Source organism: Bartonella sp. AC70YNML (assembly GCF_042196545.1).
GTDB lineage: Bacteria > Pseudomonadota > Alphaproteobacteria > Rhizobiales > Rhizobiaceae > Bartonella.
Genome location: NZ_JBHIQK010000014.1, coordinates 1 through 24487, shown reverse-complemented (window position 1 = coordinate 24487; position 24487 = coordinate 1). Strand labels below are relative to the sequence as shown.

16 protein-coding genes, 1 tRNA gene and 2 pseudogenes are annotated in these 24487 nt (G+C 39.3%); 16 read left to right on the top strand and 3 right to left on the bottom strand.

The genetic code is table 11. The features are described from left to right. Nucleotides 1-517 precede the first annotated feature (517 nt). Nucleotides 518-1606, bottom strand: a complete 1089-nt coding sequence (locus tag ACFIMU_RS07980) for a DUF3792 domain-containing protein (protein WP_375615518.1) — start codon at nt 1604-1606, stop codon at nt 518-520. A 1026-nt stretch (nt 1607-2632) separates the two neighbouring features. Between ACFIMU_RS07980 and ACFIMU_RS07975 the strand changes: the two genes are divergently transcribed. The 4 genes from ACFIMU_RS07975 (at nt 2633) to ACFIMU_RS07960 (ending at nt 8608) form a co-directional block, all read left to right on the top strand. After that, entirely contained in the window at nt 2633-3829 is a 1197-nt protein-coding gene (locus tag ACFIMU_RS07975) for a multidrug effflux MFS transporter (RefSeq protein WP_375608637.1), read from the top strand. Nucleotides 3830-4098: 269 nt separating this feature from the next. Further along, nucleotides 4099-4830 carry an alpha/beta fold hydrolase gene (locus ACFIMU_RS07970; RefSeq protein WP_375607409.1) on the top strand — a complete coding sequence of 244 codons (732 nt, stop codon included), beginning with the start codon at nt 4099-4101 and terminating at the stop codon, nt 4828-4830. After that, nucleotides 4827-7001 carry an isocitrate/isopropylmalate family dehydrogenase gene (locus ACFIMU_RS07965; protein WP_375608638.1) on the top strand — a complete coding sequence of 725 codons (2175 nt, stop codon included), beginning with the start codon at nt 4827-4829 and terminating at the stop codon, nt 6999-7001. The genes ACFIMU_RS07970 and ACFIMU_RS07965 overlap by 4 nt, the downstream gene beginning before the upstream one ends. 842 nt (nt 7002-7843) lie before the next feature. Then, on the top strand, nt 7844-8608 hold the full coding sequence (locus ACFIMU_RS07960; RefSeq protein WP_375607411.1) for an N-acetylmuramoyl-L-alanine amidase: 765 nt from the start codon (nt 7844-7846) through the stop codon (nt 8606-8608). Between the two features lie 1255 nt (nt 8609-9863). Here the strand turns inward: ACFIMU_RS07960 and ACFIMU_RS07955 are convergent. Further along, nucleotides 9864-11060 (bottom strand): porin, encoded by a 1197-nt coding sequence (locus ACFIMU_RS07955; RefSeq protein ID WP_375607412.1) that lies wholly within the window; start codon nt 11058-11060, stop codon nt 9864-9866. A gap of 314 nt (nt 11061-11374) precedes the next feature. On the opposite strand from ACFIMU_RS07955, the gene ACFIMU_RS07950 reads away from it, so the two are divergent. Continuing rightward, nucleotides 11375-11465 (top strand) — tRNA-Ser (locus tag ACFIMU_RS07950). Between the two features lie 566 nt (nt 11466-12031). On the opposite strand, the gene ACFIMU_RS07945 is transcribed toward ACFIMU_RS07950, so the two are convergent. After that, nucleotides 12032-13252 (bottom strand): MFS transporter, encoded by a 1221-nt coding sequence (locus ACFIMU_RS07945; protein WP_375607413.1) that lies wholly within the window; start codon nt 13250-13252, stop codon nt 12032-12034. 1250 nt (nt 13253-14502) lie between these two features. Here ACFIMU_RS07945 and ACFIMU_RS07940 point away from each other — a divergent pair. From ACFIMU_RS07940 to ACFIMU_RS07890, 11 genes and pseudogenes are all read left to right on the top strand, one after another. Next, nucleotides 14503-14751 (top strand): annotated as a pseudogene (locus tag ACFIMU_RS07940) (baseplate assembly protein); the annotation flags it as partial. A 228-nt stretch (nt 14752-14979) separates the two neighbouring features. After that, nucleotides 14980-16191, top strand: coding sequence for a YbfB/YjiJ family MFS transporter (locus ACFIMU_RS07935; protein ID WP_375696991.1), 1212 nt, complete (start codon nt 14980-14982; stop codon nt 16189-16191). A 95-nt stretch (nt 16192-16286) separates the two neighbouring features. Beyond that, nucleotides 16287-16880: an FAD/NAD(P)-binding protein gene (locus tag ACFIMU_RS07930; RefSeq protein WP_375696990.1), complete on the top strand. Its 594-nt coding sequence runs from the start codon at nt 16287-16289 to the stop codon at nt 16878-16880. A 21-nt stretch (nt 16881-16901) separates the two neighbouring features. Then, on the top strand, nt 16902-18155 hold the full coding sequence (locus ACFIMU_RS07925; RefSeq protein WP_375696989.1) for a hypothetical protein: 1254 nt from the start codon (nt 16902-16904) through the stop codon (nt 18153-18155). A gap of 145 nt (nt 18156-18300) precedes the next feature. Further along, entirely contained in the window at nt 18301-18999 is a 699-nt protein-coding gene (locus tag ACFIMU_RS07920) for a hypothetical protein (protein ID WP_375696988.1), read from the top strand. Nucleotides 19000-19003: 4 nt separating this feature from the next. Next, nucleotides 19004-19486: a hypothetical protein gene (locus tag ACFIMU_RS07915; protein ID WP_375696987.1), complete on the top strand. Its 483-nt coding sequence runs from the start codon at nt 19004-19006 to the stop codon at nt 19484-19486. A gap of 14 nt (nt 19487-19500) precedes the next feature. Continuing rightward, nucleotides 19501-19710 carry a 2-hydroxymuconate tautomerase family protein gene (locus ACFIMU_RS07910; RefSeq protein ID WP_375607418.1) on the top strand — a complete coding sequence of 70 codons (210 nt, stop codon included), beginning with the start codon at nt 19501-19503 and terminating at the stop codon, nt 19708-19710. A 146-nt stretch (nt 19711-19856) separates the two neighbouring features. Further along, nucleotides 19857-21002 (top strand): phage tail sheath family protein, encoded by a 1146-nt coding sequence (locus ACFIMU_RS07905; protein ID WP_375687852.1) that lies wholly within the window; start codon nt 19857-19859, stop codon nt 21000-21002. Next, nucleotides 20999-21517 carry a phage major tail tube protein gene (locus tag ACFIMU_RS07900; protein ID WP_375696986.1) on the top strand — a complete coding sequence of 173 codons (519 nt, stop codon included), beginning with the start codon at nt 20999-21001 and terminating at the stop codon, nt 21515-21517. The genes ACFIMU_RS07905 and ACFIMU_RS07900 overlap by 4 nt, the downstream gene beginning before the upstream one ends. Before the next feature lie 9 nt (nt 21518-21526). Next, complete coding sequence (locus ACFIMU_RS07895) at nt 21527-21940, top strand: hypothetical protein (RefSeq protein WP_375607341.1); 414 nt, start codon at nt 21527-21529, stop codon at nt 21938-21940. A 131-nt stretch (nt 21941-22071) separates the two neighbouring features. Further along, a pseudogene (locus ACFIMU_RS07890) lies at nt 22072-24409 on the top strand (phage tail tape measure protein). Nucleotides 24410-24487 lie beyond the last annotated feature (78 nt).

Here is a 24487-nt window from a genome sequence, read left to right as displayed (position 1 = left end):
CTAAAATACTGGTATTGAAGTGGTGAGAGTGTTGCTTTGTTGAGAATAGATAATTGGGTAGGTTAGTATTCCCTTTGTATCAGAGAATTCAACTTATTCTCTCATATTGTGTGTGGATGAAATGTTAACCGCATAATGCTCCCTCTTACATGAGATGTAAAATGGTTTCCATATTGAGAAAAGTTGTTGATCGTAGAGGAATATTTTTCTGCGAAATTTGTTTGGCTTGAATGGAAAAAATAGAGCAATAGCCGCATATTTGTTATGCTGTAACGGCATATATATAATCGATGGAGTCAACACTTCATTTAAGAAGTTTTTTAAAGGAAAAACATAAAAAAATAGAATTATTGAAAAAAATCTTTTATTTTGAATCTTGTCTCTCACGATTATAAAAGATTCACGTAGATTTCGAAAATTCTTGTTGTGTTGAAAAGCATGAAAAATCAAGAAAATTTTGCAAAAAAGCTGCACGCATAGTGCAGCTTTTTATATATTTGCTTTAAAGGTAGACGTTTTAAAGCATGAAAGTGTCTTTACGGCTTCTATAACCATAATAGCCAAAAACACTGGAAATTACGGCACCTATCAAGCTTCCTAAAAAGCCCCACCATCCCATATTGGAGGCTGTTTTTGTGGCTTTAGTCGCAGTGTTTTTTGCTCCCTTGATCGTATCCTCAAGATTGTCTGAGAGTGTTTCAGCCCGTTCTTCAAGGGCTTTGATGGCTTTTTCAGTTTTTTCCTCTGCGCTTTGATAGAGTTGAACGGCACGGTTGGCTGCTGTTTGTGCCTCCGCACGGGTCATGCCATCCTTCATAAGCGCATTGATGATATCGCTTCGATTAAATTTTGTCGTGAGATCTTCTACACGATCAGACAGGCGTTCACCAAGATTTTTTAAAGTGGTGCGATAGTGAGAAGGATCATTTTTGAAAGCTGTTATCGCAGAACCAATATCATTGAGTGCAGCCTGATAGGTTTGTTTTAAGCGATTAGCATTGAGAGCAGGAATGTCGCTTTTATTGAGAAGGGTGTGCAATTCATTGCCAAGTTGGTCAAAATTGATGCCATCGTCACTGTTTTTTGCAAAAAACTTTTCAAGACTTTCACTGTTTAATTTTGCAAGTATAGGGGAAATATTGTTTTTGAGGCTGTCAACGGTTTGTTGGACCATGGAGCTGTTTTCTAGAGCGGTTTTAGCCCCTATCTTTGCTGTACTAGAAACCACGTGGATGGCTTGGAGGGTCATCAGCAATGTTATGAGAGCCCAAGTGAGAAAGCCATGAAGAGTCCCTGAGGTTTCAGCAAAACGTCCAGCTACAAAGCCTCCCAAGGCTAGGCTAATCAGTGTAACGATAACAGACCCCACGCCAAAGGAGAGGAAAGAGCCTTCAAATGGGGATGAAGAAGTGAAATCCATTTGGCTTAAGCCTAAAGCGGCGACTAGAAAAGAGAGGCAGATTGAGGTAGCAAGAGCCGTCACCAGTCCCGCAAAGATCGCGGACCATGAAATGGGTGTGTGAAAGAATGGATACTTTTCTTCTAGAGATGTTTCTCCTAGAAAATTGGTATCGAATGGTGTGTCTTCAGGAATGCGAGTTTCCATGTTTTATCTCCTTGAATATGCTGGAGATACAATGCCTTTTTGCTAATTATGTTCCAAAAAGGAATAGATATGAGCCAAAAAGGAATAGGAAAATACTTTAAACAAATGTTTGTTATGAGAAGTAAAATGTGGCTATACAATTCAAAAGACCTCACTTATGTCTGAAAAAAGGCGGTCTATCCGTATACTATTATCATATTATCATAGAATTTCTCATGAGAGAGAATAATTTAAAAAAATTGTATACTATCGTTTATTGGTTTCTAGCTTATAAAGTAGGGGGTATATCTGCTTATTTTTATAAAAGTGTTACTGTTTTTATGGGAAGAATATTTATAAAATGAGATTAGAAGGCGCATTTAAAGATAAAAATAAATATCAGTAACGTTCATTCATAGTGTTATAAAAGATTATGGATTAAGTTAAATAAAAAGCTTATTGAATTGTTATGACATCATATTTGTTAATATGTTACACGGTAATTTTTTGATATTTATCTTAGATGAAGAGTTTTATGAAATGAGTAAGATATATTTGGTTGTGAGTTGGTTTGCAGAGAAAGCATTATATTTTATGGTATAGGGGATAGATCAAGATTTTTTCCATAATTATTTGTGTTGATAGGGGCTTCAAGCTATTGTTGTGTTATGTGCCACCATAGTGATTTTGGGGTAGATACGTTAGAGATTGTTTTTCTGCTTTACGTTTTGTCGATCAACGTTGATGGATATTGTATAGAAAGTGAGACTGTTGCCGTGGAGAGAGAAATTATGCTTTTGCTTATAATATCAATGAAAAAAGCAACGGAATATTACGGCAAAGTATTTGTATAGGAGAGCTTATTTAGGGGGTAACTTTTTAGCTCGTGAAGTTTGTAAAATAAAATGCTGTCTATAAAAAAATAATATTTTTATAAAGTAAAATAATAACACTTTTAATAATTATTATTTGCATATATAAGCATAAAATATAATTATATTTAATTAAATAATATTTAATACCTAAATAAAAAGTGTGACTTTCCTGATGAAACATAAATATACATTACCATTCATTATACTTATCGTATGTTTATCAACAGGAGGGCTGATTTCTACCGATATTTTTTTACCGGCACTGGGCGATATGCGTCAATATTATCAAGTGACACAATCTCAAATTCAAAGTGCAGTGGCGGTTTTTTTGTTGGCATTGGCACTTGGGCAGCTCATTTATGGGCCGCTGAGTGATAATTTTGGGCGTAAAAAAACACTTCTATTGGGCTTATTCTTGTGGTTATTTACGACACTTGGTGTGATTTATACGGTTCATATTCACGCTTTTCTTGTGTTACGTTTCTTGCAAGGTCTGGGTGCTTGTGCGGGACTTGTCTTAAGTCGTGCAATTATCAATGATTTGTTGGATAAAAAAGCGGCTGGAAAACTTTATTTGATTGTTTTTCCTTTTATTGGAATGTCACCAGCACTTGCACCTTTCATTGGTGGACTTTTGATACAAGCTTTTCATTGGCAGGCAACTTTTATCTTTTTAAGCTTTTTTATATTTTTGACCATGTTGCTATGTTGTTTTGTGCTAAGCGAAACTCTACCCCCTCAAAAACGGCAGCATTTTTCTCCTATAGGATTTATGAAGGGATATCTAGGCGTTCTTAGAAATAAACAATTTATTTTTTATGCACTTATTCCGTGTTTTTCTTACGCAGCCTATTTTGCTTATATTGTAGAATCGCCTTTTTTACTCACGACTTTGGGGCTTTCGCCGATATACATTAGTTATACCTATATTGGTGTTTCATTGCCCTATATTTTGGGAAATCTTTTAGCGCGATGGTTTTTCGAACGCGAGTCTATGGAAAAAACTGTCTGTCGAGGGTACATTATTTTTGTTATAGGAGGCATGCTCTTTGCTTTGCAGATGTATCTAAGCCCATGGCCCCTTGTGACAAGTTTTATCGCTATTGCTGTTCTTACTTTTGGCAATGGTTTTTTATTACCGTTAGGAACAGCGTTGGCTATTTCATCGCATCCGCAAGCTGCGGGAGCGGCTTCTGGTGTTATGGGGTCTTTGCAATTAGGCAGTGCGGCACTCAGTGCAGCGGTTATCGGAAAAATCTCTGGTCATAGCCCACGGGCTATGGCAACTTTGTTAGCAGGGTGTTGTCTCATTGGTTTTATCATTTATATTCGAAATGCCCGTGTTTTTATGATTTCAGAAATAAGCTGAGTAAAATGATAAAAAGAAAGCATTATGCGGAAATGCTTTTGATGTTTTATACAAATGGGGGCACCTGTACATTAGATGAATTTTTTTATGAAGTTGTTTGATTGCGTGGGGTTAAATTTATCACAGGCTTAGTGTGCGTTTAACAAATCACTGATTACGGGGGGGAAGCTTATGAGTTTAGAATTTCAACATATCTGTATTTTCATGATAGTGGGTGGGAAGAGTTTCTGCCTGAATGCATGTTTTAAAATAGGGGGAAAAATTGAGCAATGCGCTTTCCTATTATTATTCTTTCTCCTGTGATGCCAGTTTGGGATGATGGTGTCTTTTGTTCTCCATTGACAACGCTATGTTCAACAAAAGGATTCCCTGTCACTCTGCTGGACACACTCTCTCTTTTTCCTAAGAGTTCTCATGTTCTCAATCATTCTGTTGTAGAGACTTTATCTTTTATGACAGAAAAACTTAAAAGCTATTTTAAAGAGCCTACGGTGTTGGTAGGATTTTCTATGGCTGGAACATTGGTACAAATATTGGCAGTACAGCTTCCCAATGTTCAAGCTGTGCTTGCTGTGAATGCACCTGGCTATCCAGATAAGGTTTTGCAACGGCGCCTTGGAGATATTCTTGCCTCCTTAGAAAATAATGATTTATCGGGGGCTTTGGAAATACTCAATGGTTTTATGCATCCTTCTGGCATTATGAAAAAAAGAGCCTTATTGGAGATTCCTGATGAAAAAAAAAGCGTGGCAATTGAACGCATGACAAGAGGGTTTAAACTCTTATTAGAAATAGATGCTAGAGATGAAATAGTTAAGTATAAGGGGAAGTTTTTAGCTTTAGTGGGAGAAAAGTCGCAACTTGCAACGGTAGATAATCAGACGAAAAGTCATAATCTGAACCATGAATATAAGATTGTTTCTGGTGCTGGTACGCGTTTATGGGAGGATAATCCTACTATGATGGATGCAGTTATTGATGAGTGGCTGGAGGGACTATGAAAAAGAAAGTACTTGTATTACCTGGTGATGGGATAGGATCAGAGGTTTGTGATGCTGCGCTGATGGTCTTAGAGCAATTCCAATTGCCGATTGAATTGACTTATGGTGATATTGGTTTTGAATGTTGGAAACAGGAAGGAGATCCTATTCCTCAAGCGACTTGGCAAAAAATTACTCAGAGTGATGCTATTTTACTTGGTGCTGTGACCAGTAAAGGAAAAGAAGCGGCTTTAAAAGAACTTGCTCCGCATTTAAAAGAGAAAAACCTTGGCTATGTTTCTCCCGCACTTCAACTTCGCCAAAAGTTAGGTTTGTTTGCGAATATATGTCCTGTAAGATACATCTTTGGTCCCCAACGTCCTTTTCATTTTTGTGTTATCAGAGAAAATAGTGAAGGCCTTTATGCTGGATTGGATTTTCGGGGTATTCCTCCTGAAACAGCCGTTTGGCTAAAACATCCAAATTTGACAAAATATGGGCTTGAGGAGGCCGCGTGGACAGTTCGTTTGCAGACACGCTTTGGTTTAGAACGGTTATTTGAATATGCTTTTTCGTATGCACGCAGACATGGGTTTGGGCGGGTTACTTTTGCTGATAAGCCCAATGTTCTGCGAGAAAGTGGTCAGTTTGCTCAGGAAATTTTTGAGAAAATTGCGCAAAACTATCCGGAAATTGAATCAGATATTCATAATGTTGATGCGGTTGCTTTGTGGATTGCAACCAAGCCAGAGCAGTTTGGTGTGATTGTTGCTGAAAATATGTTTGGCAATATTCTCTCTACTCTTGGCTCTGGTATAATGGGAGGAGGGGAGCTTGCATCTCATGTGAATGTGGGGAGCGAGATTGCTTGTTTTGAACCTGTTCATGGAAGCGTACCACGTATTGCTGGACAAAATAAAGCCAATCCTTCTGCGATGCTTTATACCACGGCTTTACTCTTAGAGCATTTAGGCTTTAAAGATGCAGCAAAACAACTGTCTGAGAGTGTTGATCAGGTTATTCGTGCTGGAAAAACCGTTACCTATGATCTTGGAGGTATAGCTTCTACCCGTCAAATGGCTGAAGCTGTTCGCAATTCTCTTATGAATTCTGTCTTTGTTCATCGTGCTGCCATTATTACCATTGGTGATGAACTCCTTTCAGGACAATATTTGAATACAAACTTACAAGATTTAAGCCAAAGCTTGAACAAGAGAAATATTCAAGTCACACGTCATTTTGTTTGTGCTGATCAATTACAGCAAATCAGTGAGACTGTTGTTTCTTGTCTTGGACAAGAAGATCTTATCATTATCAGTGGGGGATTGGGACCAACATCAGATGATAAAACACGCGATGGAGTTGCTCAAGCTGTAAAGCAGCCTTTGGTACATCATGAAGATGTTTGGCAAACAATAAAAGGTCAATTACAACGATTAGGGATTACGGCGGATAAGAGTAATGCACGTCAAGCATTGTTTCCTGAGACAGCAACCGTACTTGATAATCCTACAGGCACAGCACCAGGGTTTTATCTCTCTTGCGATGGAAGTACGCTTGTTGTTTTGCCTGGTCCACCATCACAGGCTCTTGCGCTTTTAGAGAATTATTTAGAACACAACGAGAAGAGATATTCTTCTGTATCGCGTGCGGGGTATGCATGGACTTTGATTGGAATTGATGAAAGTACTATTGCGCAGTGGGTTGATGATCATCTTGAAAATGAACCCTTTGAGCGGCATTTTTTATGGAAAAGCCCCTATGTTTTGGTGCAACTGGTTGCTCAATCAGAAGCACCCTTGGAACAACATTTCGTGGAAGAATTTGAAAATCATTTTCGTCCATATTTGGTTGGTGCAGAAGTTACTACTGCTTCTAAACAATTAGCGATGCATGCAGAGGTGTGTTGGTTGGGCAATGATCCGCTGCTTTTAAAATATTTTCAGCCCATAGAAAAAGGTAAACAAGATATTTCACTGCTTGAGGTTGAAGTGAGCCTAGAGCCTTCTTTGGAGACATTAGAAAATCAAGCAGAAAGCCTTGGACATGCTACCATAACTATACGGATGAAAGGTTATGGTGATGATCGTATAACTTTTCCCTATACGCGACCACTTTTAGGTGTCGTCTTACAAGAATATGCCGCTTGGTTGGTTTTAAAAAGATATTTGAAAATGGAGAAGAAAAAATGAACCTCTATGGGGATGTAAAATATTGCCTAAATTATTGAACATTCTATTATAAGAAGTATTTTGATCTTTTTCTTCAGTGGTTTTTGTCTATAGGGTAAATTTTCTTTGATGCGTAAATGAATGACTTTGATTGATTCAAAATTAAGAAAAACTTAACGATATTAGGCTCGCTACATTTAATATTTATAATGATTAATTATTATTATAAATCAATATGTTACATTTTATAGAGCCTATGACAAGGAATCCAGAGACTTTGTGTGCCTTAAGCGTTGTAAATAATTGAGATTCTTTGTAAATCAAACAGAGATGTTGTGAAAAAACAAGAGGTTATGTTATTTACAGGAAAGCTTTGCAAACTTTATTGAACAATATGTCCGTGAAGAGTTTATTGCGAACATGTGCCGTTCTGTTATCTGATAATAAATTGCTGTAAAGAGCTCATAAAATTTTTCCTTTAAGTTTTTGTGTGATTGCATGATCGTTGGGGGTTCACTTCCGAGGGGCTATATTTTTCAATTTTATAACAGGACGAACTATTTTTCTGTAAGACGTGAAGATTTAAGGAGTGATCATTTTACGCTTTTGTTTTCTTTTTGATTGGTCATTTGTGAATTTTTTTGGGAAAAATATTTAATGTGGTTAAAAACATTTTATGCGTGTGTGGGAGAGAAATAAAAATGTGTCTTAATTGTTGATAAGAGTGTCAATGTTTTTGATGAACAAATTTTAGTCGTAATTCTTAGTATCTAAATAGGGAGTTTATTGCATTTTTTAACAGTTCGTATCCTAATATGTTGTGATGCGCAGTGGTCTTTTTAAGCAAAAAAGAAAGGGCTTTTATGTATCAGATTGATTACAACAGTTATCGTTCTGTCAAGAGTTTTAGTCGTCGCGTTCATTTTCTCGTTATGCATTATACGGCTATTGATTTTAAAGCCTCGATTATGGCGCTTACAGGAGAAAAGGTTAGTGCACACTATCTTGTTCCTGATCCTTCAGAGCAGACATATCGTGAGGCAGGCTTTAAGGATATGCGTATTTTTAATCTGGTTGATGAAAATGAGCGTGCATGGCATGCGGGTGTGAGTTCATGGGCTGGGCATAGTCATCTCAATGATGCATCTATCGGGATTGAAATCGTTAATTTAGCGACTTATCATGATGGGAAGGGGGTGTTTCCTCCTTATAATCCAATACAAATTGATGCTGTTAAGGAACTTGCCTTGAATATTCTTCAACGGTATCCCGATATTATGCCAACAGATGTTGTGGGACATAGTGATATTGCCATTGGAAGAAAAAGTGATCCAGGAGCAGCTTTTCCATGGAAAGAACTTTATAGGGAAGGTATAGGAGCGTGGTATGATGACGAATTAAAAAGTCATTATCAAGAGCAATTCTCTAAAAATTTTCCACCAAAAGAAGATGTTTTGGCGAAGCTAAAATGCTATGGATATGATATTTCTGTTGCGTGTACCCAAACAGGATACAAAGATTTGATCCGAGCATTTCAACTTCATTTTCGTCAAGAAAATTATGATGGGATTCTAGATGTTGAAACAGCAGCAATTCTTTATGCATTGGTTGATAAATATTTTCCATGAATTCAATGCGTTTTAATTGAAAATATGGCTTATGATTACGTGCAAGCCTTTTTATTATCAGGAAAGGCTGCTTTTTGCCAGTTGGCTTTATGTAAAAAGGACATTAATCGTGTAAAAATCCCCTGTACGGTATAAGGCGTTTTATGGAAACATAACTCTGAAAGCTCTATGATTTGCAGAGATTAAATTTTATTGTTTCTTTGTCTTATATTTCGCTTCCTTTAAAAACGCATAAAGCCAAGATGTTGCGTATATGATGACATGTGCCCTACGCAGGATAAAACGCTTCAAATAAAATGGACTTGTATTGTATATTTCCATGCTTGTTTTAAAGAAATGTTTTTTAGTGTGTATCACAACATATATTTTACAGCGACGTTCATAGAGAATATAATCTAAAATCCTCTATGAAGTGTATCCTCATTTTTATTCTTAATAAAAGTGCCTAGCATTATCGTACACTTCTTTGTCAGATCTCAATGTTACTACAGCCCTTGGAACTTAAAACGATACATAAAAGGGTTTTCTATACTCGTTTTTATTCACACGGCTCTCTCCGTTTATCGTGTACAAGTGAAAGGTTTTGGTTAATTGAAACATGCAAAATTATAAATTATAAATTATGATTATAAATCAATGTGATGCAGATTCATTAAAAATAAGGGCATTTACAAATTGCTACTGTTAGGGGGGCTATTCTTTAGAAGGGGAAGAGGTCAATTTATTTTTTGAAGATATATCTCTTTGCTCTTTTATTGCTTTAGGGGATGTTTGCATCGTTTTGACAGCATGTTTCTTGATGATTAAGTTTTTTAATGAAGCAGTGTTATAAAACGTTGTGTTTTAGAGTGTTGATAGAAGACATATTCAGGCATATCAAAAACACAATGATGTCTTGTTTTTTTCAATATTTTATTTGTTCAGTGTAGAATTTATTTGAGAAGATCATGACCTAAATTACAAAGGTTAGAAGTAAATTATCAAGAAAGACAAATTTGGTCATAAAGCAAAGGAGGTTATTCATGCTTTAAAGGGCAAGAAAGAGATTGTATTTGAAGTGAAGTGTAAACGTCCGTGTGGAGAGCTCTTATCAAGCATATCAGGTTAATCTTCTAAGAGTAGTTTTATGAAATTAAGTCGGTTTTTTCCGAGAGACAAGACAATAAGTATCAGGAAAAGATCATGATATTTGATTTCAAAAATAAAAACTGGCAACATGGTTTGCCAGTTTTTAAAAGCTGTAGCTTAAATAGGATTAGAATGAACGCTGTAAACGGATCATACCTTGAAAAGCACTTTTTTTATTGAATAAATGTTTTTCATCATTATTTTTATCCGTCACAACGCGATCATCGTTCCAAGAAACATAGGTTAATTCAGGTGTAATCACAAACCCTGGAACCAGCGTGTATGCAATATTTACAGAAGTTGCAAAGGTTTTTACAGCACTATAAGAAATTTGAGCATTCAAATTTGCTTTTGGAGTAAGCTTGTAAGTGGCACCCGCCCAAGCAGCCCATTTACCACCCCAGTTTGCATAAATTGTTGTGCTTTTTCGTGATAACTCATCATTTTCATTTACTGTGTAGTAATCAAGGCCGTTTTTATAACCAGCCATTACCCATAGATTGAAACGATCGTTGACATTGAAATCTGCACGTATTTTTCCAGCCCACTTTTTGTAGTAAGCATCATATGCTGCAACCGCTGAAAAACCACCCCATTTTTGCATGAACTTTATACCCAAAACCACATTCGGGGTGTAATTTTTAATTGCTTTACTTGGAAGAGTATCATTCGTGATAGAAGCAAGCTTACCATCTTTATCAATGTAGTATCCTGTTACTCCTGGAAGAGTATCTGAATTATTGCCTAATTCAGCGCCGATAATAGCAGAAAAGCCGGAGTCACCACTAAAGGTGTAGGAAATAAAATTGGTGCGTGTTATGCCAGCAGGTGCTATGCTGTCATCATTGAGAACATTTCCATAATCACCAGTCCAGCTGTTGAAAATTGTGTCATCAAGACCTACGCGAAAACCACCCAGTTCAATGTAAGCCGCTGCAAGCCTTGCACTAGCGTTGTCTCTACCATCCCCCCAGTTTGAATAAATTCTCGCATATGAACGAAGTGTTCCCATTTCTGTTTCCGAAGCTGCTTGAAAAACAAGGGTGAGCCGTGATGCTGCGCCATAGGTTTTTCTTTTGTCTCTTAGTTCAGTTTCGGTTGTTGCATCGATATTATCACCGCCTATAAAATCAGTACGAACATTTCCTGATAAACGCATGCAGGTTTCTGTTCCAGGGATATAAAAATATCCTTTTCCGTAGGCATCACAAACGCGAATATATTCTACAGGTTCGGGTTCGGGGATAACTGTTGAAGCAGCATGAGCTCCAGAAACAGCTAAAAAAGCTGTTGTAGAGCTTAAAAAAAGGGATTTAATATTCATATAGGATCTCCGAGGTCCGGTTAAATTTCTTCTAAAGAGTACTATTTTCCTAACGCATTAAGGACAAAGACATAAGTAAATACGCAGCACTTGTTATCTTAGCTATAACTAATCTTTTTAGAGTTTTAAATATGAAATTACCTTTTTGTAATATATGCATGTACTATTCGAGATGCTGTGGTAAAAAAGACACAATTTTTGTTTTATTAACTTTTGGTCCCTATGGGATCAATAGGAGAAAAATTTTCAGATATTTGGGAAAAAAATCGAAAAAGTCTTGAACTTTCTGTTGATACCATTTATGCCTCTTTGTCGGAGAGGTGGCCGAGTGGTCGAAGGCGCTCCCCTGCTAAGGGAGTAGGGCTCAAAAGGCTCTCGAGAGTTCGAATCTCTTCCTCTCCGCCATCTATTGTTATAAAAGCAGTCGATTGTGTGTAGGAGTTCTGTTTATCCCGTTGGGATTATGCCTCTCATATAAAAAGCATGTTCTAAACACAAATACACTTGTGTTGCCAATTTATGCACTTGTTTTAAAGAGATATCTTTGCAATGTGTATAAGCCCATTTTGCGACGCCAACTCGTATGGTATAAAACGCAAAAGTTTCTGTGAGGCGTATAAAGCCTTATAAAGCCACACTATTTGTATACTTATGAAGATGCAAAGAGGCATATTATATATCTGCTTTCCTGTTGTTATAGATTTTGACTATGAGAGTTCATAAAAGGCATTTTTCTTTTCTAAATCGTTTTTATTTATACGGCTTTCTTTGCTTATGATGTGCAAGCAAATGATTTTGATTGTTTCAACCATAAAGCAGATTTGAAAAGAAAGAATCTTACAATATTCGCGCTTGGCATATTATCATTATAAATCAACGTGTTACTTTATATTTGCATTGTATATTGAAAGTTGAATGTGTCAATGCTTTTAGAAAAAAACATTGTGGGTGGTAATTTAAAAATTTTCCTCTCATAGAGACTTTTGAGAGTGTTTCATCCATCTCATGACAACCAAACCACACATGAAAAAAGTAATGGTCGGTAATATTAGGTAGTAAGATGGAGAAACTTTTGCCGGAAGAAAAGAAATAATACTCAATACTGTAATTGAAAATATTCTTCCGCTAAAAGAGACAGCACCAACAACACCGGAAATATGCTGCGTTTGTTTTTGGTTAAGTTCTGAAAAAAATAAGCTTTTTGCACCGATCGGTACAGTGCAAATAAATCCATGGATTAAAGAGAAGGCGATGACTGATGCAGCAGTTTGATGGCTATGAACTGAAAAATAGAGCGCTATGCACATCAGAGCAGAAAAGAAGGAAAAGTGTTTTATAGAATTCTTATATTTTTTATCAAGAACATGATACTTAGACATCAGTAAATTTGAAAAATATTGTGCTGAAAAGGCTCCAATATGGCAGCACATCAAGATGAGCATTTGCGAACCGTTGAGGTGATGAATTTTTCCCCCTGAAAGTATTATTGGTTGCCAGAAATGATAAATAATCTGAATACCAGCGCTAAAAAGGCACATGAGGAAAATAAACCATGCTCCTCCTACTGTGTTTTGAAATATCCAAAGCGTTTCCTTGGCATTGTGCAAGATTGTTTTTGTTTTGGACGTTTCGATTGTTGTTTTCTTTTCTTCAGGAACAATAAGGAATATCAAAAAAATAAATCCCATCATGAGGCATGAGATGATATATCCCATAAAATATCGTCCAGAGTAGTAGATCGTTCCAATGCCTACAATCCCACTGAGAATACTTCCGAAAGAGTTAACTTGGTGGTAGAGATGAGCATAATGCGAAAAGTGATCCTGTTTATCGCCTAGAGAATGGTAAATCCATCCGTCAATGGCGCTGACAATGATACAAATGCCCGCTGCATAGAGAATTTGCGCAATAATAAGTGCCGTCATATTGGGAGCTTGAAGGCATAGAAGATAAAATACTCCTGTCATAAAGACCCCAGCCATAACGGAATATTTACGCCGATATCTGTCAGATAAAACAGCGCAGGGAAAATCAAGTAGCAGAATGGTGGTGGAAAAGACAACCTGAAGCAGAGCTAATTGCGCCAGACTAACTCCCATGGACATTAAAAAAATCGCATGGTAAACGCCGATCAGCATGCGGATAGCGTTATAGGATCCATAGGTGAGAGCAAGGGTGCGAGGTCTGTTCATTGTGTTGTTTCATAGATTGTACAATAAGAATTTTCACTAAAAAGAATATTTTTCTGTGAAAAGATAGCGGTTTCATATCCCCATTCAGGGATCAGTGGAAAGAAGGCTTCCATAACCACCCCAAAATTTAAAAGGCCTCTTAGTCTATATGGGACTTTAAAGCGTATTAATGAGAGAAAATGATGCAATTTTGAAGTGATTATGAGAAGCAACATAAGCCTCATAAATGAGATTGTTATCTTTTGAGGGGAATTGCTTGTGGGGCTGTTTCTTCCATAGTAATCATTTTGTCTAGATCTGTAAAATGACCCTAGGACGGCAAGATCATTGACATAATTAGAACTTATAGAGGTGTGTTTATTTTTTATACACCATTCACTGATCCATTCTCTTTGCTGATCAGCTGAAATAGCACAAATGATCCATAAATCGGTTTTTGGTAATTTTTTGATATCTTTTTTTATAGTCATCAACATTTGTAATCCCCTCCTTTCTTTCTGACTGTTTCTCCGTATCAATTTACGTCTAAAAATTTTTTTCAGAATTCATCTTTACTTTATTTATTAAAAAGATTGTCTCGCAAGGTGCTTTTTGATCACGTCATTACGATTAAGAATTAAATTTCTGATATAAGAGGAAGGGGGCATGATACATTGTGACTAAATACATAAATCCCTCCATATTCTGAAATGATGATTTCCTTTTGCAAAACAGTATCCTGAATGGAAGCTCGATAACCATTACTTTGATCATGGAAATGACAACTTAAAAGAGTTCTTATGAGTGCTTGAAGATATTCTTTAGATATTACAGAAAGAACAAGAAAATAGTTTAAAAAAATCAAACTTGGAATGAAAGCTTTCATCTTATGATGGATAATGGTGAATTTTAAACTTCATCTACTGTTTTTTTGATCTACTGTGCTGTAAGAAAGATTAAACTCTCCCAATTCATGTCTCTAATTTAGGTCATTGATCATAAACATTATATACTGTCTTTTCAAATTATAATTTTGCTCACTGCTTGTCTTCACTGATTAAATCAACATTTCTCTAAAAATGCCACTTGAGAAAAATGCATCCTATCAGTTTAATACTCGATGATCTTTTAATTAATTTAAGGAAGATAACATAAAATATAATATAAAAAATGAATAAATTCAATTTTTGTAAAAAACACAAACTTTTTTACTGCTGCTGATAAAAAACAAAGCTATATTAAAAGTAGTCTTTATACTCTTCAATACCATTGATTTTTGGTTGTTTCCGGATGAAGGTTCCTTTGTTTTGGAAAGAGCGGAGCAGAGTTTAAGAGAAGAATGGGCGCGTGCGCAAAAGCTTGTCCTTGATCTCTCTTTAAGTTGGATACTAAGCCGCTTGATGGTTGAGGGCGTTCATCATGTGAACATAACGCAACCTTGTGAGGATATTTTTGTCGCACCTGATGAAGCTGTCGCTTTGGGGGATATTGTCTTGTTTGAACGGGGGCGTGCTGATTGATTTCCTCGTTGTTATTGCTGCTTAATTTCAGCCATTATTTTTCTGAAAAAGAAGCTTTGTAGGGAGAAGAGTATCCATGGAGCAGAGTGTAAAACGAAGAAATGCATATAACTGATCCAATAATGTTGATAATAATCGCTCAATATGTTCCTCTGGTTGTTCAAACAAATGGCTAGATCGGCTTTTATTCTCTGAGGTAAGTGCTACTCTCGATGAGATAGAACGCGGATGAGCGAATTATCAGTTAAGGGATTAAGAGTAATGGGGGAGAAAAATAATCGTCAAGATTTGAGTTATTTCAAAGTCGCTGTATTCGGTATGATTATTATGATTTTGGGGATGGGGATCGGGCGATTTTTCTATACGCCGGTATTTCCAGTTATGTTGGATGAAGGATTGTTTACCTTTAAGCAACTTTCTTATATAGCTAGCGCTAATTATGGCGGTTATTTAATTGGGAGTATGTTTTTTTCGTTTTGCAGAGTTGGGAATATATCCCGTGCTCCCCGCATGCTATTTGGTGCAGCTATAGTGACGAGTGCACTTATTTTTGCCATGGCGTTGACACCAAACTTTTACTTGGTCTTCTTTATCCGCTTTGCTGCCGGTATCGCGAGTGCGGCAATGATGATTTTTGGTTCTATGACGGTTATGCAGCATAGTCACAAGGTGTGGGTTATTGCTTCGCTCTATGCGGGTGTGGGAGTTGGTATTCTACTGGGTAATGAGTATGTTATTATTGGTTTGAGTAAATCACTGAACGCGCAAAGTATTTGGTTTGGAGCTGGTTTAATATCTGTTATATTGTTGCTCGTGTTATTTATTTTATTTCCACGTCGTGTTGATGCATCTCAATTTGCTATTAACGAGTCATTGGCACACGAAAATATCGTTTGGTGGGAACTCGCTCTGATTTATGGGCTCGCTGGGTTCGGTTATATTATTGTCGCGACATATCTTCCTCTGATGGCGAAAACATTTAATTTCCCACTACTTGCTAACCACTTATGGTCGTTTGTCGGAATAGCCATTGTTCCTAGTTGTTTCATTTGGTTATGGGGAGCCCATCGGTGGGGGGTATTACGTTGTCTGATGCTCAATTTGCTTATCCAAGGAGGATGCGTATTACTGACATTATTCAGCCAGTCTCTTGTACTGATCGTTCTCAGTTGTATAGGGTTTGGATTTACTTTTATGGGGACGACTTCTTTAGTTATGCCGTTAGCTAAGCGTTTATATGCGCCGTATGGCATAAATCTGCTTGGGTTGGCTACCTTAACTTACGGTTTTGGCCAAATATTAGGACCTCTCTTGACGAGTTTTTTACAGTCTGGTTCACATGCTATTACGCTTTCCGTTATCTGTGGTGCTGTAGCCCTTTTTGCTGCTGCTGGAATCTGTCAATATTGTCTTTGTAAAAAGGTTGTTGGCGTTTCATAAATCTGCAATCTTCACTAAAAAGTCGAGAGAATTTATTCCATTCTTTTTGAAACATTTTGTGAAAGTCAAATTATTTTAATAGGAGAGATTACAGAATGCTTCACTCTAAAGTCGCTATTTTGGGTGTTGGTCCTCGTGGGGTCAGTATTCTCGAACGCTTGCTCACGCTTTATTCCCATTATCCATTTTCTGGGAACATTGATATTTTATTGATTGATCCCAATGAGATGGGGACCGGTACCCATAGTGTGCATCAGCCGGATCATTTATTGGTTAACACTGTCGCCTGCCAGATTACTTTATTTGGTGATGATACAGTTAAGGGAGTAGGGCCTATTCGTAAGGGACCGAATTTTTATCAATGGGCTATTCAACAAGGTTATCGTAATATTAACGGTGTTTTTTCTCGTACAGAGCGTGATGTTGGGAGAGAAATCAAAGAAAATGATTATTTATCACGTCGTTTGTTAGGGGAATACCTGTCTTGGGCTTACCAAGAGCTCACGCAAGATTTACCTTCCGGTATTCGTATTAAGGAGATCCGAGAAAAGGTTATCAATCTCCATATCCACCAAGATAATAAAACGGATGTTCTTTTGGAAGATGGCTGTCGTTATAGTGTAGATTTTGTTTATATGACCACGGGTCACGGTAAGAATATATATTCATCGCATGATGAAAGTCTGTAACAGTTTGTGGCTGTTCACCAAATGAAAAACGCGCTGTTGAACTATTATTCGAATCCTTATCCAATTGAAAAGTTGGACTCTATACAAGCTCAGTCTCGTGTGCTGCTGCAGGGAATTGGATTAACTGGCTATGATGTCTTGTCGCAATTGACTTATGGTCGCGGTGGGACTTTTACTGAAAATGCTGGACAATTGCATTACACGCCAAGCGGCAAAGAACCTAAGATAGCTCTATTCTCCCGTCAAACATTGCCTTTTAGTAGTCGCGGGATTAATCAAAAGGGTAGTAGTGGGCAATACATACCATCATTCCTTACTCTCGATGCAATACATCATCTGCGTAAGCAGTCCAGCATTGCTAATGGTTCTCCGCAGCTGGATTTCGAAACGCAGCTTTTACCTCTGTTACTTAAAGAAATGTGTTATGTCTATCGAAGTACGCAGCTAGGGCATTGGCTAGACCCTGAAACCTATGTTGTTACTTCCAAAGACGAGCAGTGTATTCAAGCGTTGCTGTATCCTCATCAAAATAAAATATTCGCCTCTCTGAATGATTATACAAGATTCTTCATTGAGCATTTAAGGGAAGATCTTCATTCTTCCGCTGCAGGTAATGTTGAAGGCCCAGTGAAAGCTGCTACAGATGTGCTAAGAGATGTCCGTGATATTTTACGTGCAGCAATTGATTTTTGCGGGTTAACGTCTTCATCTCACAAGTACTTTATTGAATATTTAAATCCAAACTTCAACCGTATTTCTGTCGGTCCACCAATGCAGCGAAACCAAGAGTTGAAGGCTCTGATGGAGGCTGGTATCGTGACTTTGGCTGGTGGACCTTCACCTAAACTTGTTCTCAATGCTAGTACCAGCCGTTTCGAAATTCAGTCTGTTTTCCAAGATGAAAACAGTTCAGTTGATGGAGATGTGCTGATCAAGGACAAGATTGATCGTTTTTCTCCGTTGCGTGATGAGTCTCCTTTTATCAAAAATTTGGCTGCTCAGGGTATTATCCGGCCATTTATCAACCAAGGATATCATCCTGGTGGTATTGATATTGACTGTCAGCAGCATCCTATAGACATTAAAGGACAAGTACAAAATACATTATGGGTGGTCGGTAATCCAGTAGAGGGGCCAAATTTTTATACATATATTTTGCCTAGACCTTTAGTTAATTCGCGTGCACTGCGGGATGCAGGGCACTGTGTTATTGACATGTACGAGCAGCTTCTTAATCGCTACTCAGTCAAAGATTCAATAATTAATGTACATTGATGATATAAAAAGCTTCCTGATACGCATGTCCTCCGTATCCGCTATAATGGCGATACTGATGCTATTCATTTTTCTTATATCTATCTCAATGAGAACTTGGTTTCTTATTCCATTGGCTGGAGTGACTATTTTTGGTTATTTTCTTTTGACGATACCATACTGGTGGTTGAAGGGGAATGCACGCAGTGGTGTGGCCATCCTGTTGGCTTGTACTTTAGTGCTGATATGGCGTTGGTACTTGCCTGATGTTGGTACTGTGCTTGTGCGTTTTACTGATGTCTTTTGGCTATTACTCGCCATGGGATTGTTGCGCCATGTGATGAATATATGGCGTATTTCAGAATTTCTCTCTGAACGGTTGATGCGCTATGGAAAGGGTTCGCTTACCCTGTCCATCGCGATACTGACTGCGTTTCTAGCTTGGCCGATGAGTTTGGGGGTTATCCCCCTAATGATTGATGCCTTGAAGCAAAGTGTTTTTCCCTCTCGCCATTTGGCCGCTATTGTGATGCGAATGATGAGCATCACAATGGTACTGATGCCGACCAGCATCGGTGCAGCAACAGTTTTCTCTGCTATGCCTAAAACACCAATATTCACATCCGCTGCTTTGGGGATACCACTTTTTCTATTCAGTCTGTTGTTGTTGTGCATTTCTCCTGTTGTACCGCTAGCTAACCCGATTATTTGCGATGAGAGGAGAGCGAATAAAGAAGGAGAGAGAGTAAGAATTTGGATTTTTTTGATATTTTTCTGGCTAATATTTATCGTTGCATTGACAGTTATCAGGTTGAATGCACTAGAAAGCATTGCATTGACGGCGAGCATTCTATACGCTCATTGAGCGTGTGAGTTCACTCAGTGTTGATTTTTTGACTCCTTTGGTGGCAGTGATACGCAGTATATCCAGTGAAATTATGTTGTTGCTAGGTTGTAGTCTGCTAATATCTACTTGTGATTTGCTTATTCCTTTGTTGCCGGTGACGTTTAGTCATTCATTGGCATCACTCTCTGTTTGGCAGCGTTATGCCTGTATTCTCTTTGTATTGCCAATTTTCAGTGTAGTAGGAATTCACCCTATGGTGCTATTTAGTTTGGCATTTCCCTTACTAGGGTCATCGATGGCTTATGGGGTTACGGATTATTTGGTTTGGATTTGCTTCTTTATTGCAGCTCAACTCCTTTCTCCTGTATCAATAAATGCTATTTTTGCTTCCAGTAGCCTACATATTTCACCGGTAGATACGAGCTTTAAAATGCATAGCTATTATGTATTAATGTTTAATCTTTTTGCGTTCATTTATTTGAGTTTTTTTATTCAATATTTGTAAATTATGGAGATCTTATGCCTTACATAAATATTAAAATTACTAATGAAGGGGTTACCTCTGAACAGAAACGGCAACTAATAGAAGGGGCAACTCAATTATTAGTTAATATTCTGAATAAAAATCCGAAAACGACTGTTGTCGTAATTGATGAAGTGGAGACAGACAATTGGGGTATCGGTGGAGTTCCCATTACAGAATTAAGAAAAGCTCAAAATAAAGAATAACTCTGTGTATTTGAAAAGAGTTTAAGGTCAATAGGGTTAATTAATGTAAAAAATCACGACCCTTAGCAACATTTGATCAAACCGCCCTTGGGGCGGTTGTTACAGCCCCTGATGCTGATAACCAAGTTTTTCCCCTCAACGAGCCTGTGTTAGTTTTTACACATGAGGGTGAGAAAATCCAAAAGCTTGGGCGAAGGGGCACAGCTCTTGATGTGATTAACGCTGTGCGCGCGCAAGGGATTGAGGCACAAATTATCCTTGTGCGGGTGGAAGAAAAGTCAACCATAGCTGAGACACAAACCGAAATGGTGGGATCCAATACTCACTTGACCGGTGTGCATGCCTTAGCGCATGCTAGAGGGCATTTGGGTGTGGAACCTGGAATTCTCTTGGCACCGGCTTATAGTGCAGGGCGGATTGACAATGGCAAAAACCCTGTGGCAGACGCTTTAGAACAGGTTGCAGAAAAGCTACAAGCGATTGCGGTTTTTGATACGGGGGGTAAAAACACGGAAGAAAGCCTTGCTTATCGTACAGATTTTTCCTCACGCTTTTGTTATTTGATTGATCCCTTTGTACGGGTGGCAAATTCTGATGGAGGTGTGAGTATAAAACCCGCAAGTCCTTTTGCAGCAGCCATGTTTATCAAGCGGGACAAGCAAAGGGGCGGTGTTTTTTGGTCTCCCTCCAATCAAGATGTGCATGGTATTTTAGGGACAGCACGCCCCATTAGCTATTTTGATGGGGAAATTGATCATGAGGCAAACCGTCTCAATAAAGCCGATATTGCGACCTTTATTCCCGCGCGCCTTAGTCAAAATGGGCAGGGAGAAGTAGCTTCCAATGGGCGCATTTTATGGGGCAACCATACCACCTCCAGTGATCCGCTTTGGCGTTTTGTCAATGTGGTGCGCACCCGTGCGGCACTGGAAAAAACCATCATCAATAATTTGCGCCCTTGGGCCAATGATGAAAACCTGACCGGTCAACATGTTATTGCCATTACCCGCTCTTTGACCAGCTTTCTTGATGATATGATTGCACGCGGTGCACTGCTTGGTGGGCGGGTTTGGTTTGACCGTGATTTAAATTCCAACAGCAATTTACAACTGGGGAAATTGCGGGTGGAATTTGATGCAGAAGAAGTGCCGCCTCTAGAAGATTTAAGCTTTGGCAGCCGGCGCAATGGAGCTTACTTTAATCGGCTTGCTGAAGATATCCAAAATAAAATGATTTATGCCTTTGGCGATACGCTAGAGGGTTATCGCAAAGCAGCAAGGAGCGACATATGACTTTAAGAATTGTTCGCGGTTTTACCCTGATTGTTGATGATGATGTTAATCTCCATCTTGATCTTGAAACCCTCAAATTACCTACGTTGGAAGAAATCACTGAAACCTATCAACCAGGGGGCTCTGATATGCAGATTGATGTGAGCGGTCTTGGTGTGAAAGCTTTGAGCATGCAAATGAAAATCCGCAGCCATATCCCTGAGGTCATCGGCATCTTTGGTGGTCCCCCTGGTCTTCATCATAAATTCACAGGCAAAAAACATGTGATCTCTGAAGAAGATGGGCGTGAGCATGAACATTCCATTGATGTGACAGGGCGGTTGGTCAAAGTCGATAGCGAAGGCTTAACGGCTGGAAAAGCGACAGGCTATGATTGCGAGATCAAAAATATTTGGGACTATACGGAATTTTGGGATGGTTCTGTTTTGCATCGCTTTTCCTTTAAACGGGGCGGTTGGCTTGTGCGCAATGGGCAAGAGATCGGTTCTCGTCGCCGCTCTATTCTTAATTTATAGGAATTGATCATGACAAGTTTACAAACCAGCATTGATGTAGAGTTGCAGGTTCCGCTTCCTTATCAGGATAAAGGAGGCAAAGAATCTCTCTGCAAGAAACTGACCTTTTATCGCCCAAACTTCAAGCAAGCACGCCAATTAGCGGTGTTGATTGGACCGCAGTTGGTAGAGCTCGTTCTGCCCGCTGTAGAAGAGGATAAAACAACATTGGGCAATGATGTGCTTATCACGAAGCTTTCTCAAGTTTTGTTCACAAGTGAGGCAACAGAAGGCATCACAGCACTTTTGGCTGATATGTCACATGAATCTATTGAATTGATTGATCGAGTTGATGTGATAGATATTGTCGCAATATTGAAGGCTTTTTTTGCTTTTTTTCCGCAACTCCAATCCTCTCTGCCAGACAATTTGGAGCAGAGCTAGCCCTTTATTATCACTGGGCGCCTTCAGAAATTAACCAGATGGATTGGCTGGATGTGATTGCCTATCGCAGCGAATTAGCACGTCTGAAAGCTCAAGAATATGAAAGCCATAAGTTAGGATAAGAGACGATCATGGATGTTTCTCTTGTTGTGCGTTTTGTCAATCATCTGCAAGAGGGGATCGCTTCTGCTAAGCGAGATCTTGCAGCCTTTAGTTCAGATGTTGCGCATTTCCAAAACAAGACAAGGCAACACTTTAAAAATTGGTTTGACCCTGAACATTTAAGCCAAGCTACAGCCAATGCGGAAAATGCTTTCAATCATGCACGCGGGCGTATGGTGGGTGCCATTGCGCAAACCGCAACTTTAATTGCACCGCTCTATAAAGCCATGCAATTTGACCAATCGATGAAGGGATTAGAAAAGGTTCTCGATGCCCCCCTTGATCGCTTAAAGGAATTGCGCCGTTTTGCGCTTGAAACTTCCACCAAGATTCCGTTAGCGGCTCGTGAAGTCTTAGAATTGATGACCAGTGCTAGCCAAGCAGGGATTGGTGAACAAGATTTAGAAGCTTTTAGCATTTATGCAGCCAAAGCGGCTGTTGCTTTTGATATGACGGGGGATCAGATTGGGGAGCGCTTTGCCAAGTTGCGCAATGTCTTTAAGCTTAATCAAGCAGGCATTGAAGATCTAGGCGATGCCATCAATCATCTCTCTAACCACATGGCGGCAAAGGCCAGTGAGGTGTCTGATTTTACCAATCGTGCCACCGGTGCAGCAACCATGTTTAAACTGACAGCCCGCGAAACCGCGGCATTTGGTACAGCGATGATTTCTGCTGGGATTGTTCCTGAGAGTGCCGCGCGTGGTTTTAATGCGATGAGTGCGCGTATTCAAGCTGGGGGCAAACATATTGAAGATGCTTTTGCTAATATTGGGCTTTCCCGCGAAAAATTCATGCAAGATCTCGACAAAGATGCCACCGGTACCTTGGTGCGCTTTTTTAATGTGTTGGGCAAATCCGAACAAGGGATGCGTTCCCTGATTGCCATTGCGGGGCGCGATTTTACCGGCGATTTTGCCAAATTGGTGGGTAACCCTGAATTGTTAGGGCAAGCTTTAGATTATGTGAAAGATCCACAAGTCTTTAAAGGCTCGGTAGAACAAGAAGCCGACAAACAAGCAACCGGTGCCATGCGGCAATTTGAACTCTTACAAAACCGCATTGTGGCTTTGGGGATTAGCATTGGTGAAGTGCTTCTGCCTCCTCTCAACAGTTTGATGGAAAGTGTTGGGGGATTTGTCAATGGTTTGATGGCATGGGCGAATGCCCATCCTGCTTTAACAAGCGCCATTATCAAAACCATTGCCGCTCTGATGGCTTTTAATATTGCTCTGCGCGTGTTGCGCTTTACCATGGCTGGCACACGTCTTGGGCTTCTTCAATTGATGGGCTCTTTTATCAAGATGGGGGCTGTTAGTCGTGGTCTTTCTGCAAGCTGGCGAGGGCTATTGGCTGCAGGGCGCTCATTGGGTTTAATGGCAGCAGGGCTTGGTGGGAGTGCGCTGCGTCTTCTTCGCCCAATGACTTTACTTGTGGGGGCTTTACGAGGGATAGCTGTTTCAGGTGCGGCATTTTCTGCCTCGTTTGGCTTTATTGGGACAGTGATCGAAGTTGGTTGGGGCAAGTCTTTCCTCTGTTGTGGGGGGTATTTTTACTCCAATAGGGGCGGTCATTGCTGCTGTTGTGGCTGTCATCCTTGCTGCTGGTTTTGCTTTGTGGAAATACTGGGACCGTTTCTCTTCTTTTGTCAAAGGCTTTGCACGGGGGGTATCTCGGGCTTGGGGGCGTGCCTTTGAAGCCGTCATGCGCTTTTTTGGTGCCGATACTACCACCATAACCAAATGGAAAAACATCATTGCTGCTGCTTTCGACTTCTCTAAACATTGGCAAAAGTTTAAACAAGGACTTTCCTCTGTTGTCGAGTGGTTTGGCAATTTGTGGGAGGGCATTAAACGAAGCTTTTCCAACTTTTGGCAATGGTTAAAGAGTTTTTTTACACAGGAAAAGCTCTCGGAGAGTGCCAAGGCTGGTATGGAACAAGCGGGCGAAGATCTGGCTAATTCGATTGTCGATGGCTTTATGTCATCTATCTCACAATTGATGGATTTTTGTAAATCTTTGCCTAGCCGCATTAAGGGGTGGATTGGTTCCATTGATGTAAGAGAGTTTTTGCCAAGTTTTTTGGGAGGAAAAACAACCATTCAACCGATTGCACAATTTGCGGGGGCGGGGCATGCAAATTCCCCTTTCACAGAAGCAAAAAGCAAAGATCGCTCCCCCATCACACACAATCAAAATGTCACGGTGCACGTCAATGGCGTGCGTGATCCCATGGCCACTGGTCGTGCGGTTGCCCATGCTTTGCAACGGGCACGCGCTAATGCGCTGCATGGCGGGACAGAGTAATGATACAATCAAGGGGAGGGCGTCTATGAGAGATCCTTTGCTGATGTTAGGACCACATCTTTTTTATGTGGACTGGCT